This is a genomic window from Pseudomonas sp. Ma2-10, assembly GCF_054330215.1.
Window position 1 is genome coordinate 270,527 of record NZ_JBTEYL010000003.1, and the last position, 13,388, is coordinate 283,914.

Sequence of the window (13,388 nt, forward strand, 5' to 3'; positions counted from 1 at the left end):
CCTTCATGCGCCGCCCTGTGAAGCTTACGACCGCGGGGGGGTTGGATAGTTGTTGTAAACAGCCCTCGATTTGTAAGCCGAGCGCAGCAGATCGATGCAGTGACGGGAGCACGCCGTGTTCAGCCAGGCGGCCAGACGACCAAGCGGCCCAGCCGTTCGCTGGTGACGCGGACAAAGGCTTTTATCTTTGGTCGTACTACCTTCTCGCTGCGGCTGGCCTAGGCTCAAGTCAAAGAGTGATTTAATGCTGTCCCTTTACTGCCTGGAGAGTTGCCATGATGCTGGATACGCTGCACTTCACGCCTTGGTCTGCGTTGGCAGGCGGTGCGTTGATCGGCTTGGCGGCGAGCGTGATGGTCGTGGCCAATGGACGGGTTGCCGGGATTAGCGGATTACTCGGCAGTCTGCTAGCGCCAGGTGATTCGGGGAGAGGCGAAAAAGCCATATTCATCCTCGGACTGCTGGCGGCCCCCCTGTTGTGGGCGCTGTTTCAGGTGTGGCCAACCATTGAATTCAAGACCGGTACCGTGGGGCTGATCGTCGCCGGATTGTGTGTCGGGATCGGCACCCGCTATGGCGCTGGTTGCACCAGTGGCCACGGGGTGTGCGGTATTTCGCGGCTTTCACCACGCTCCATCGTCGCGACGCTGAGCTTCATGTGCGCGGGCTTTGTGACTGTGTTTGTCCTACGCCATCTGCTGGGGGTTTGAACATGAAAAAACTCACGGCTTTCCTTGCTGGCCTGTTGTTCGGCATCGGCCTGCTGTTGGCCGGCATGGCCAACCCGGCCAAAGTGCTGGGGTTTCTCGATATAACCGGTGTGTGGGACCCCTCTTTGGGGTTGGTCATGATCGGGGCGATTGCCGTGGCCTGGGTGCCGTTTCACTGGGCCATGAAACAATCCACGTCGTTGCTGGGGGCGCCAATGCAATTGCCGGTCAGTCGAGAACTCGATCGACGCTTGATCGGTGGCAGCCTGCTGTTCGGGGTCGGTTGGGGCATTGCGGGGATCTGCCCCGGGCCGGCGCTGGTGCTGTTGCCGACGGGGCATTGGCAGGCGTGGGTGTTTGCCATCGCTATGCTGACGGGGATGTTGATATTCAGCATGTTGCAAGCGCGTCGTTAATTCACCTCGCCAGGTCAATGTCTAGAGGTCGTAGTCTTCGGCGACGCTGTCATTGTCGAAGGCTACGATTTTTTGCGTTTCAAGCCGCCAATTATCCGTTGGCAATCGCCGCCGATGCCGCCAGCATCGCCCGCAACAACACCGCACACCCGGCCGCCAGATCATCCGGCGCGGCGTTTTCGATTTCGTTGTGGCTGATGCCGCCTTCGCACGGTACGAAGATCATTCCCGCCGGGCCGAGTTCGGCGAGGAAGATTGCGTCGTGCCCTGCTCCGCTAACGATGTCCATGTTCGACAGACCCAGGCCTTGGGCGGCGCCGCGTACCGCCTCCACGCAGCTTTTGTCGAAGTACAGCGGCGGGAAGTCAGCGGTGGGTGTCAGTTCGAAGGTCAGGCCGTGCTCCTCGCAGGTGGTTTCGATGACATCGCGCACTTCGGCGATCATCGAGTCCAGCCGCGCCGGTTCCAGATGACGCAAGTCCAGGGTCATGCGCACTTCGCCGGGGATGACGTTGCGTGAGCCGGGATAGGCTTGCAGGCAGCCGACCGTGCCGCAGGCGTGGGGTTGATGAGCGAGCGCGGCGCGGTTGACGGCCCCGACGATCACCGAAGCGCCGACCAGGGCGTCCTTGCGCAGGTGCATCGGCGTCGGGCCGGCATGGGCTTCGACGCCCCGCAGTTTCAGGTCGAACCACTTCTGACCGAGGGCGCCCATCACCACGCCGATGGTTTTGCGTTCGTCTTCGAGGATCGGGCCTTGTTCGATATGGGCCTCGAAATAGGCGCCGACGGCATGGCCGCTGACCTTGCGCTCGCCGGCATAACCAATGGCGTTCAAGGCTTCACCCACGGTAACGCCTTCGGCATCGACCTTGGCCAGGGTTTCTTCAAGGGTGAATTTTTCTGCAAATACGCCGGAGCCCATCATGCACGGAGCAAAGCGTGAGCCTTCCTCGTTGGTCCAGACCACGACTTCCAGCGGTGCTTCGGTTTCCACGCCCAGGTCATTGAGGGTGCGCAGCACTTCGACGCCTGCCAGTACGCCGAAGCAGCCGTCGAACTTGCCGCCGGTGGGTTGGGTGTCGATGTGGCTGCCGGTCATCACCGGTGGCAGGTTCGGGTTGCGGCCTGGGCGGCGGGCGAAGATGTTGCCGACAGCGTCGATGCTGACGGTGCAACCGGCCTCCTCGCACCAGTTGACGAAAATGTCGCGGGCCTGGCGGTCGAGGTCGGTCAGGGCCAGGCGACAGACGCCGCCCTTGACCGTGGCGCCGAGCTTGGCCAGGTCCATGAGCGACTGCCACAAGCGATCGCGGTTGATGTGCTGATGGGTGGACTGCAGAACGTCTACGGCAGCGTTCATGATGATCTCCTCAGGCAGTTCTTATGAATTTTTTCAGGCAATGCATCGATGAAATTGAGGCCGTCACACCGCAGTTTTCGCGATTGATGGGCTGGGGCGCATTGAGCACAACCCGTAATAAATCAGCCCGCCAAGTGCCGAGCCGGTAAACCAGCCGTAGCTGTAGAACCAGCTGAATGCATCATTCCCGAGCGACAGCAGCGTCAGCACCACCGGCACTCCAAAGGCAACAAACCCAAACCAGTTCCACGCGGGGTAAACGTCATCGCGATAGAGGCCGGCCAAGTCCAGTTGCTGTTTTTTGATCAGGAAATAGTCCACTACCATGATTCCGGCAATCGGGCCCAATAGGCTCGAATAGCCTAGTAGCCAGTTGGAATACACCGTATCCAGACTTACGTCCGAGACAATCAAACCGAGCTTCTTCAACAGTTCATGGGCCATGAGCGCCAAGCCGACCAAGCCAGTGAGCATCACCGCTTTGGTGCGGTTGATGACCTTGGGCGCGACGTTCTGGAAATCGTTGGTCGGCGAAACGATGTTGGCCGCTGTGTTGGTCGACAGCGTGGCGATGATGATCAGCGCCATGGCCAGTGCGACCCAGGCCGGGCTCTGGATATGACCAATCAAGGTAACCGGATCGGAGACGGTGACGCCCACCAGTTTTACCGAGGCGGCCGTCATCACCACGCCAAGGGAAGCAAACAGAAACATCGTCAGGGGCAAGCCGATAATCTGCCCGATGATCTGATCCTTCTGGCTTTTCGCATAGCGGCTGAAATCCGGAATGTTCAGGGACAAGGTGGCCCAGAACCCGACCATGGCGGTCAGCCCGGCCGCAAAGTAACTGACCACGCTCGCGCCTTCCGGACGTTTGGCCGGGATCGCCAGCAACTCGGTCATCGACACGTTCGGCATCGCCCATACCAGCAGCCCCACGCCCACCAGCACCAACAACGGTGCAGAGAGGGTTTCGAGCCATTTGATCGAGTCCGCGCCGCGAATCACCACCCACAGGTTCAAGGCCCAGAACACCATGAACCCGATCACTTCACCGGTACCCCGAGGGATTTCCAACCCTCGAACACCGAGCCCAGAAACAGGTGAATGGCCAGTCCGCCAAACATCGTCTGAATGCCGAACCAGCCACACGCCACCAGCGCCCGGATCAGGCAGGGAATGTTCGAACCGAGGATGCCGAAGGACGAACGCAACAACACGGGAAACGGAATGCCGTACTTGGTACCGGGAAAGGCGTTCAGGGTCAGCGGGATCAGTACGATGATGTTGGCGAACAGAATCGCCAGCAGCGCTTCACCGACGCTCAGGCCGAAATACACGGTGAGCACGCCGCCGAGGGTGTAGGTCGGCACGCAGATCGCCATGCCGACCCACAATGCGGTGATGTGCCATTTGTTCCAGGTTCGTTCGTGCACCTTCGTCGGTGCCATGTCGTGGTTATAACGAGGGCTGTCGAGGACGTCGGTGCCGGCTTCGAGCTCAAACAAGCCGTCGCGCTCGGTCACTTGCGATGTGATCTGTTGCATGGCCGCTCCACTGTTCTTTGAATTATTTTTTGCTCATCAGAGGCTGGCGGCATCAACAAACGTGCCGGGCACCCCCTTTGCGCATCGGGCAGTTCCATAAAAATCTTGTAACCAACTGATGTTTATCAGTTTTATTTATACAGCCGATGAGTCACCGGTTACTTGCTTGTTCACTCAGGCCAAATGCCAGGCAAGTTGTCCGAACCGTCAGGACTCAATCTGGTGCATGCCACTTTTTCTCAACATAACGCATCAACCATAGACCATCCTCAAGCGGCTGATTTCACATAAGAAATCTCGTCTATTTTTACAACCTGTCAAGTGCGTCAAAATGGTGAGAGGCCTCACCATTTTGGTGAGTATCAGTTTTAATCGTTAATTATCAATTACTTAAAACAAATATAAGCTTATAAAAAATATTCTTGCTCAATCCTTAAACTCAGACTAGCGTTTATTCCTGACAGTGCTGACAGGATTACACCTGTTTGCGTCAGCTTCATATAAAACATTTAGAACCGGCACAAGTCGGTCATTGCCTGCGAGGAACTCGGAATGTCTCTGTTGATCCGTGGCGCCACCGTTATTACCCATGATGAAAGTTATCGCGCCGACGTCTATTGCGCCGACGGCGTGATCAAAGCCATCGGCGAAAATCTTGATGTTCCGGCGGGTGCCGAAGTGCTCGACGGCAGCGGCCAATACCTGATGCCCGGCGGCATCGATCCGCACACGCACATGCAACTGCCCTTCATGGGCACGGTGGCCAGTGAAGACTTCTTCAGCGGGACTGCGGCAGGACTTGCCGGTGGCACGACGTCAATCATCGACTTTGTGATTCCCAACCCGCAGCAATCCTTGATGGAAGCCTTTCATCAGTGGCGCGGTTGGGCCGAGAAATCGGCGTCGGATTACGGTTTCCACGTCGCGATTACCTGGTGGAGCGAACAGGTCCGCGAGGAGATGGCCGAGCTGGTCAGCCAGCACGGGGTCAACAGCTTCAAGCACTTCATGGCCTACAAGAACGCGATCATGGCCGCCGACGACACCCTGGTAGCGAGTTTCGAGCGCTGCCTGGAGTTGGGCGCAGTGCCGACCGTGCATGCGGAAAACGGCGATCTGGTCTATCACCTGCAACGCAAGTTGATGGCCCAAGGCATGACCGGCCCTGAAGCGCATCCGTTGTCGCGCCCTTCGCAGGTGGAAGGTGAAGCGGCCAGTCGGGCGATCCGCATCGCCGAAACCCTGGGCACGCCGCTGTACCTGGTGCACGTCTCGACCAAGGAAGCCCTTGATGAAATCACCTACGCCCGCAGCAAGGGCCAACAAGTCTACGGCGAGGTCCTGGCCGGGCATCTGCTGCTGGACGACAGCGTCTACCAACACCCGGACTGGCAGACCGCCGCCGGTTACGTGATGAGCCCGCCCTTCCGTCCGCGCGGCCATCAAGAAGCCCTGTGGCACGGCCTGCAATCGGGCAATCTGCACACCACCGCCACCGACCATTGCTGCTTCTGCGCCGAACAAAAAGCGGCTGGCCGTGACGACTTCAGCAAAATCCCCAACGGCACAGCCGGTATCGAAGACCGCATGGCGGTGCTCTGGGATGAAGGGGTGAACACTGGGCGCTTGTCGATGCAGCACTTCGTGGCGCTCACCTCCACCAACACCGCAAAAATCTTCAACCTTTACCCGCGAAAAGGGGCGATTCGCGTCGGTGCGGACGCGGATCTGGTGCTGTGGGATCCGCAAGGTACGCGGACGATTTCGGCGAAGACTCACCATCAGCAAGTGGACTTCAACATCTTCGAAGGCAAGACCGTGCGCGGTGTGCCGAGCCACACCGTCAGCCAGGGCCGGGTGGTATGGGCCGAGGGTGATTTGCGGGCCGAGCGTGGTGCCGGGCGGTATATCGAGCGGCCGGCGTATCCGGCGGTGTTTGATTTGCTGAGCAAGCGGGCTGAGATGAACAAGCCTGTTGCCGTGAAACGCTGACGCCGTACACCCGATCGTACCCACGCTCTGCCCATCAGAGGCAGCACCTCAAAAACCGTGAGGCCAACACCGTGATCAAGACCCTGAATCACCTCCCGCATCCGCACGAAAATGCGGCCGCCCTAGCCGGCCATTTCACCGATCTGGCGCCACCGCTCAACGACCGTCAGGCCCATCTGGAAGCCTCGCGTTGCCTGTACTGCTACGACGCGCCGTGCGTGAATGCCTGCCCGAGCGAGATCGACATTCCGTCGTTCATCCGCAATATCCATCAGGAAAACGTTCAGGGCGCCGCGCAAAAAATCCTCTCGGCGAACATCCTCGGCGGCAGTTGCGCCCGGGTGTGCCCAACGGAAGTGCTTTGCCAGCAAGCCTGTGTGCGCAACAACGACCATGAATGCGCACCCGTGCTGATCGGCCTGTTGCAGCGTTACGCCGTAGACAACGCACACTTCAGCGAGCACCCCTTCACCCGTGCGGCATCAACCGGCAAGCGCATCGCCGTGGTTGGCGCCGGCCCGGCCGGTTTGTCCTGTGCTCACCGCAGTGCCATGCATGGTCATGACGTGGTGATTTTCGAGGCCCGGGAAAAGGCTGGAGGCCTCAACGAGTACGGGATCGCCAAGTACAAACTGGTGGACGACTACGCGCAGAAGGAGCTTGAGTTTCTATTGGAAATCGGCGGGATCGACCTCCGCCACGGGCAAAAACTTGGAGAAAACCTGACCTTAAGCGAGCTGCATCAGCAATTCGATGCGGTGTTCCTCGGTCTCGGCTTGAACGCCAGTAAACAACTGGGACTGGCCCACGAAGAAGCGCCCGGCCTGCTCGCCGCCACCGACTACATCCGCGAACTGCGCCAGGCCGATGACCTGACGCAACTGCCGCTGGCCGATCACTGCATCGTCCTCGGCGCCGGCAACACCGCCATCGACATGGCCGTGCAAATGGCTCGCCTCGGGGCGCGTGATGTGAATCTGGTGTACCGCCGCGGTCTCGATGAAATGGGCGCGACAGGTCACGAACAGGACATCGCCAAAGCCAATCAGGTGCGGCTGCTGACCTGGGCCCAACCTGAAGAAGTGCTACTCAATGATCAAGGCCAAGTACGCGGCATGCGCTTCGCCCGTACATGCTTAGTCGAAGGTCGCCTGAAAACCACCGGCGACACCTTCGAACTGGCCGCTGATGCGATCTTCAAAGCCATCGGCCAGGCCTTCGACGCCAGCGCCCTCGCCGATCCGCTGGCCCGTGAACTCGAGCGCCAGGGTGAGCGGATTCAAGTGGACGAAAACCTGCGCACCAGCATCCCCGGCGTGTACGCCGGCGGCGACTGCACCAGTCTCGATCAGGACCTCACCGTGCAAGCCGTGCAGCACGGTAAACGGGCCGCCGAGGCCATCAACGCCCAACTCATGCTCAACGTGGAGGCTGCGTAAATGGCCGATCTCTCGATTGTCTTCGCTGGCATCAAAGCCCCCAATCCGTTCTGGCTCGCCTCCGCGCCACCCACCGACAAGGCCTACAACGTGGTTCGCGCCTTCGAGGCCGGCTGGGGAGGCGTGGTCTGGAAAACCCTGGGTGAAGACCCGGCGGCGGTCAACGTATCGTCGCGTTACTCGGCGCACTTCGGTGCCAACCGCGAAGTGGTGGGCTTCAACAACATCGAGCTGATCACCGATCGTTCGCTGGAAATCAATCTGCGGGAAATCACTCAGGTCAAAAAGGACTGGCCGGACCGTGCACTGATTGTGTCGCTGATGGTGCCCTGCGTCGAAGAATCCTGGAAATACATCCTGCCGCTGGTGGAAGCCACCGGCGCCGACGGCATCGAACTGAACTTCGGTTGCCCGCATGGGATGCCGGAGCGCGGCATGGGCGCGGCGGTCGGCCAGGTGCCGGAGTACGTCGAGCAGGTTACCCGTTGGTGCAAGACGTACTGCTCGCTGCCGGTGATCGTCAAGCTCACGCCGAATATCACCGACATTCGCGTCGCCGCCCGCGCGGCCCATCGTGGGGGTGCGGATGCGGTGTCGCTGATCAACACGATCAACTCGATCACCAGCGTCAACCTGGAGCGCATGGTCGCCAATCCCGCCGTGGGTAGCCAAAGCACGCACGGCGGTTATTGCGGTTCGGCGGTGAAGCCGATCGCACTGAACATGGTCGCCGAAATCGCCCGCGACCCACAGACACAAGGCCTGCCGATCTGCGGCATTGGCGGCATCAGCAGCTGGCGCGACGCGGCGGAGTTCATTGCGCTGGGCAGCGGCTCGGTGCAGGTGTGCACGGCGGCGATGCTGCATGGTTTCCGGATTGTCGAGGAAATGAAGGACGGGTTGTCACGCTGGATGGACAGTCAGGGCTACGCCAGCGTGTCAGAGTTTTCCGGGCGTGCGGTAGGCAACACCACGGACTGGAAGTACCTGGACATTAACTATCAGGTGATTGCCAAGATTGACCAGGAGGCGTGCATTGGTTGCGGTCGCTGCCACATTGCTTGCGAAGACACATCTCACCAAGCGGTTGCCAGCCTTAAGCAGGCGGACGGGACGCACAAATATGAAGTGATTGATGATGAGTGCGTGGGGTGCAATCTGTGTCAGATCACCTGCCCGGTGCAGGATTGTATTGAGATGGTGCCGATGGATACGGGCAAGCCGTTTCTGGATTGGAATCATGATCCGAGAAACCCGTATCACGTCGCTACCTGACTGATTGACTGATCGTTCCCACTGCGCGTGGGAACGATCGAATTAGGGCTCCAACCCGATCCCCCGCAAGATCACACTCGTCACCGTCTGCACCGCCCGCTCAAACTGCATGTCCGACAACGGTTGATGATCATTCAGAATACTCACCTGATGATCAAAGTCGGCGTAGTGCTGGGTCGACGCCCAGATCATGTACAGCAGGCTCGAAGGTTCCACCGGCAGGATGCGTTTGTCATCCACCCACTGGCGAATTTTCGCTTCTTTCATCTTGGCCCAGTCGTACAGACTCACGTCCAGCTTCTCACCGAGGGTCGGTGCTCCATGGATGATTTCGTTGGCCCAGACTTTTGAGCCATAAGGCCGGCTGCGGGAGTGGTTCATCTTGGCGCGTATGTAACTGCTGAGTACCACGCGCGGGTCGTCGAACATCTCGAAGCACAGGGCGTCCTGTTTCCACACTTCCAGCAAACCCAACAGCACGGCGCTGTACAGCTCACTCTTGGTGCTGAAGTAGTAATGCAGGTTGGAGCGCGGCAGTTGCACTTCGGCGGCGATGTCGGCCATGGCGGTGCTGCCATAACCTTTTTCGGCGAAAACCTTTTCGGCCCCCAACAGAATTTTCTCGACGTTACTGCGACGAATCTCGATCTTGTGATTGCCCATGAGGGCTCCCTGACAACAGCGTTGCTCAAGACTAGCATCCGCTCTACCTCGCGGCGACAAGGGAAAACGAAACGTCGTACACCCTGCGTCTCGCAGGTAAACTGAGCGCCTTTTCGAACCCGCCTCAGAGGTCTTCCACGATGCTGCTCAAGAAAACCCTGGCCACCGGCGCCCTGCTCGGCTCGCTGTTCGCCGCTTCATCGGTGTTTGCCCACCCCCATCTGAAAGACCAGACCCCAGCCGCCGACAGCACGGTGAGCGCGCCGTCGGAACTGCGCCTGGTGTTTTCCGAAGGCGTTGAAGCGACCTTTTCCAAGGTCACGATCAGCAAAGTCGGCAGCAACGTACCGGTGAAGAGCCTCGCCACCGAAGGCCGCGACAAGAAAACCCTGATCGTAACCCCGGCCTCACCGTTGACAGCGGGTGCTTACAAAGTCGAATGGCACGCGGTGTCGGTCGACACCCACAAAAGTGAAGGCGCCTATAGCTTCAACGTTGGCCAGTAATTCATGACGAGCGCAATGTTGCTTTGCCGCTTTGTGCATTTCACCGTCGTGCTGATGTTGTTCGGGGCATGGGTCTTCAGGCCGCTGCTGCTCAATGGCGACGCTGGACATCTGGATCAGCGACTGACAAAAACAAGCCGCTGGCTGGCGGCGGTGGCGTTGGTCACTGGCGTTAGCTGGTTGCTGTTGATCACCGCCAGCATGGCCGGTTCGTGGGACGCCGCATTCGATCCATCGACCCTGGAACGGGTGCTGGACAAGACGTTGTTCGGGCAGGTCTGGCGCTGGCACTTGCTGCTCAATGCGTTGTTGGTAGCGCTGCTGCTGACGCCCTTGCGTTCAAACCTGCCCCTGCGAATCGGCCTCGCCAGCCTGCTGCTGGCCACCCTCGCCCCGGTCGGCCACGGTGCCATGCTCGACGGCCTCAACGGCCAATTGCTGATCCTCAATCAAATCATTCACCTGAGCTGCGTCGGCGCCTGGCTCGGTGGCTTGATGTTGTTGGTGATGATCCTGCAGCAACCGCAAGAGCATTCCATCAAAGTGACATTGCAACGTTTCAGCGGCGTTGGTTACGTATTGGTGGCGGGGTTGGTGATGACCGGATTGATCAACGTGCGGGTACTCACTGGGCAATTCTGGCCGACGCCGTTACTGTCCGGGTTTGCGCTGATTCTGTTGATCAAGGTTGTGCTGGTCGCCACGATGCTGGGGCTGGCGCTGTTCAATCGGCTGCGGATCAACAACTGCGAGCAACGTCTGAGCACATTGCGCGCCAGTGTGGTGCTGGAGTGGCTGCTGGGTATGGGCGCAGTGGCCGCCGTCTCGTTGCTGGGCACCTTGCCTCCGATGATCGCGGGCTGAGACCGGGTTCAATCGCAAAGTCACCGTACAACCTCTGATTGACATTCCCCGTTCCACGCTGAGCCTGATCGGTTGCAGCAGCCTGGTCCTCGTCCTGCCCATGACCAGTCATGCCGAAGGAGTGGACGCAAAGCTTCATCCTCGACGCCAAATCCGGGTTCACCCACGGCTCCGTCGGTTTCGGCATGGATGTGCCGGGCCCGTACTCGGAACAACTCGACGGAGGCAAAGGCACGCGCGGTACTACGTTGCTGCCGATTCATGATGACGCGCTCTCTGCCGCAAACCTTCCGTGGCGGTCAGATAACGTCCTCCGAAATCAGCGGCCTGACGCTCTACGGTGGCCAGTTCCGCGCCAACAGCCCGCGTAACGATACGAGCATGGATGACATGTTCATGAACGGCAAAACCGCCTTCACCTCCGACCGTTTCAACTTTGGCGGCAGTGAATATGCGTTCAACGACAAGCGCACCCAGGTCGGCGTCTGGTACGCGCAACTCAGCGACATTTATCAGCAGCAGTATTTCAACCTGAGCCACAGCCAGCCCATCGGCGACTGGACCCTCGGCGCCCTCCTTGGCTACTTCATCGGCAAGGAAAGGTCCTGGCAGTTGCGCCACGACTACAATTTTGTGGCGCTCGGCATTCCCGGCCTGACAATGATGAACCGTTACATCAGCGGCGATAACCGCCACAAATATTGTCAGATCCTCCACCTCAAGCAGAAGCTGGATCTGAGCCTGCACTACCACCCGCTGAAACCACCTCGAGCTTATGCCCTGAGCAACATATAACCCGCCACTACCATGCAAACACTGGCGAATCCCAGTTGCAACCCACGGGCTGGTACGTGGGAAGACATCCGTCGGCCAATCAGCATCCCGACAATGCTCGCGACGATGAACGCGGCGCCGGTGGCGTTGATGGACACTCCCGCATGGAGCGCGCCGATGACACCTGTCAACGAGATCAGACTGATCACCATCAAGGAAGTGGCGACGATTCCGCGCATCTGCACATCCGTCAGCTGCTTGAACGCCGGGACGATCAGGAAGCCGCCGCCCACCCCGAGCAACCCGGAGACCACTCCGGTCACCGCGCCCAGTGCCGCGAGGGTCGCGGTGCATTTGGCGGTCCAGGAAAAGCGCCCGGTCTGCTGATCGAGCATGCAGTTTTTCTGGCCCCAGTTGGCATGCCCGTGGTCGCTTGGACCTTCGTCCTGGCGCTCACGACGCAGCATCCGCCAGGCCACCATGACCATCAGCAGGCTGAACAGAATCATCAGGATTTTTTCCGGCAACTGATGGGCGAAGTAGATGCCGATCGGCGAAAAAATCGCCCCCAGCAGGGCAATCAGCAACGCGGCGCGGTAGCGCACCAGCCCATGGCGCAACCCGTCAATGGCACCGACCGCCGCCGCACTACCTACCGCGAACAGTGCAACCGGCGCGGCTTGCGTCATGGTCCAACCCAACCCCAATACCAGCGCCGGCACCGCAAGAATGCCGCCACCGGCCCCGGTCAAACCGAGTACCAACCCCATCACCACGCCAAAGAAACTTGCCAGCAACATAAAAACACTCGTGACCTGAAAAAAAACCGGGAGCGCCCGGTATCGATGACTGACAGGATAGAGCCCGCACAGCTTTTTTCATTAATTGAATTGATGCGGGCTGGTCAGCGCGGGGGAAATGAAACTACCCTCATGACTTGTCCAGACAGAAACGGCCACCATGCCCGCCTTGATTGAAGCTTTTTTAGACCCTGCCTCGTCGACCTTCAGCTACGTGATCTACGAAAACGATGGCAGCCAATGCGCAATTGTCGACCCGGTGCTCGACTACGACCCCGCTGCTGGGCGAACCGCCACCACCCAGGCCGACAAGATCATCGCCTTCGTTCGCCAACACCAACTGCAGGTGCAATGGCTGCTGGAAACCCACGCCCATGCCGATCACCTGTCCGCAGCACCGTATCTGCGTCGGGAACTGGGCGCAAAGATTGCGATTGGTCAGTCAATCAGCAAGGTTCAGGCCGTGTTCAAGACCCTGTTCAACCTTGAGCCGGAATTTCGCAGCGACGGTTCACAGTTCGACCATCTGTTCGCGCCAGACGAATCGTTCACGATCGGCAACCTCAAGGCCTCGGCCCTGCATGTTCCCGGCCACACGCCCGCGGACATGGCCTATCTGATCGACAGTGATGTGATGCTGGTGGGCGATACGCTGTTCATGCCGGATGTGGGCACTGCTCGCTGTGATTTTCCCGGTGGCAACGCCAGCCAGATGTTCGCCTCGATTCGCAAACTGCTGGCCTTCCCTGCCGGCGTTCGACTGTATGTCTGCCACGATTACCCGCCCGAGGGCCGCGAACCTCAGTGCATGAGCACAGTGGGTGAGCAGCGCAAAAGCAACATTCACATTCATGACGGCATCGACGAAGCCGCGTTCGTCGCCATGCGCACCCAGCGTGATGCGGGGTTGGGCATGCCGACGCTGTTGCTCCCCGCGATTCAGGTGAATGTGCGGGCGGGGAATTTTCCGCCGGCCGAGGACAATGGCGTGGTGTACCTGAAGATTCCGATCAATAAACTTTAAGATCTTTTGATTTTG

General features: G+C 59.4%; 11 protein-coding genes and 2 pseudogenes. 9 read left to right on the top strand and 4 right to left on the bottom strand.

Going from position 1 to position 13,388, the window contains the following annotated elements; all coding sequences use genetic code 11:
* Positions 1 to 275: 275 nt before the first annotated feature.
* The gene (locus ACXPVS_RS06300) at positions 276 to 710 is read left to right on the top strand and encodes a YeeE/YedE family protein (RefSeq protein ID WP_458509151.1); all 435 of its coding nucleotides are present in this window, start codon (positions 276 to 278) and stop codon (positions 708 to 710) included.
* 2 nt (positions 711 to 712) lie between these two features.
* Complete coding sequence (locus ACXPVS_RS06305; protein WP_458509152.1) at positions 713 to 1,126, top strand: DUF6691 family protein; 414 nt, start codon at positions 713 to 715, stop codon at positions 1,124 to 1,126.
* Positions 1,127 to 1,217: 91 nt separating this feature from the next.
* Here ACXPVS_RS06305 and ACXPVS_RS06310 read toward each other — a convergent pair whose 3' ends face one another.
* Both ACXPVS_RS06310 and ACXPVS_RS06315 read right to left on the bottom strand, forming a co-directional pair.
* A complete protein-coding gene (locus tag ACXPVS_RS06310) occupies positions 1,218 to 2,489 on the bottom strand; it encodes a Zn-dependent hydrolase (RefSeq protein ID WP_458509153.1) in 1,272 nt (423 codons plus the stop codon).
* Positions 2,490 to 2,552: 63 nt separating this feature from the next.
* Positions 2,553 to 4,036, bottom strand: a pseudogene (locus ACXPVS_RS06315) (NCS1 family nucleobase:cation symporter-1).
* A gap of 552 nt (positions 4,037 to 4,588) precedes the next feature.
* Between ACXPVS_RS06315 and hydA the strand changes: the two are divergent.
* The 3 genes from hydA to preA all read left to right on the top strand — a co-directional run bounded on the left by hydA (position 4,589) and on the right by preA (position 8,742).
* Positions 4,589 to 6,028: a dihydropyrimidinase gene (hydA, locus tag ACXPVS_RS06320; protein ID WP_458509154.1), complete on the top strand. Its 1,440-nt coding sequence runs from the start codon at positions 4,589 to 4,591 to the stop codon at positions 6,026 to 6,028.
* A 71-nt stretch (positions 6,029 to 6,099) separates the two neighbouring features.
* On the top strand, positions 6,100 to 7,467 hold the full coding sequence (locus tag ACXPVS_RS06325; RefSeq protein WP_458509155.1) for an NAD(P)-dependent oxidoreductase: 1,368 nt from the start codon (positions 6,100 to 6,102) through the stop codon (positions 7,465 to 7,467).
* On the top strand, positions 7,468 to 8,742 hold the full coding sequence (gene preA / locus ACXPVS_RS06330) for an NAD-dependent dihydropyrimidine dehydrogenase subunit PreA (RefSeq protein WP_458509156.1): 1,275 nt from the start codon (positions 7,468 to 7,470) through the stop codon (positions 8,740 to 8,742).
* 42 nt (positions 8,743 to 8,784) lie between these two features.
* On the opposite strand, the gene ACXPVS_RS06335 is transcribed toward preA, so the two are convergent.
* A complete protein-coding gene (locus ACXPVS_RS06335; protein ID WP_458509157.1) occupies positions 8,785 to 9,405 on the bottom strand; it encodes a TetR/AcrR family transcriptional regulator in 621 nt (206 codons plus the stop codon).
* A 140-nt stretch (positions 9,406 to 9,545) separates the two neighbouring features.
* On the opposite strand from ACXPVS_RS06335, the gene copC reads away from it, so the two are divergent.
* The 3 genes and pseudogenes from copC to ACXPVS_RS06350 form a co-directional block, all read left to right on the top strand.
* Positions 9,546 to 9,911 (top strand): copper homeostasis periplasmic binding protein CopC, encoded by a 366-nt coding sequence (gene copC / locus ACXPVS_RS06340; RefSeq protein ID WP_458509158.1) that lies wholly within the window; start codon positions 9,546 to 9,548, stop codon positions 9,909 to 9,911.
* A gap of 3 nt (positions 9,912 to 9,914) precedes the next feature.
* Positions 9,915 to 10,775, top strand: a complete 861-nt coding sequence (gene copD, locus ACXPVS_RS06345; protein ID WP_458509159.1) for a copper homeostasis membrane protein CopD — start codon at positions 9,915 to 9,917, stop codon at positions 10,773 to 10,775.
* Between the two features lie 116 nt (positions 10,776 to 10,891).
* A pseudogene (locus ACXPVS_RS06350) lies at positions 10,892 to 11,471 on the top strand (OprD family outer membrane porin); the annotation flags it as partial.
* Positions 11,472 to 11,548: 77 nt separating this feature from the next.
* Here ACXPVS_RS06350 and ACXPVS_RS06355 read toward each other — a convergent pair.
* The gene (locus tag ACXPVS_RS06355) at positions 11,549 to 12,349 is read right to left on the bottom strand and encodes a sulfite exporter TauE/SafE family protein (protein WP_458509160.1); all 801 of its coding nucleotides are present in this window, start codon (positions 12,347 to 12,349) and stop codon (positions 11,549 to 11,551) included.
* Positions 12,350 to 12,509: 160 nt separating this feature from the next.
* Between ACXPVS_RS06355 and ACXPVS_RS06360 the strand changes: the two genes are divergently transcribed.
* A complete protein-coding gene (locus ACXPVS_RS06360) occupies positions 12,510 to 13,373 on the top strand; it encodes an MBL fold metallo-hydrolase (RefSeq protein ID WP_458509161.1) in 864 nt (287 codons plus the stop codon).
* Positions 13,374 to 13,388: the final 15 nt, after the last annotated feature.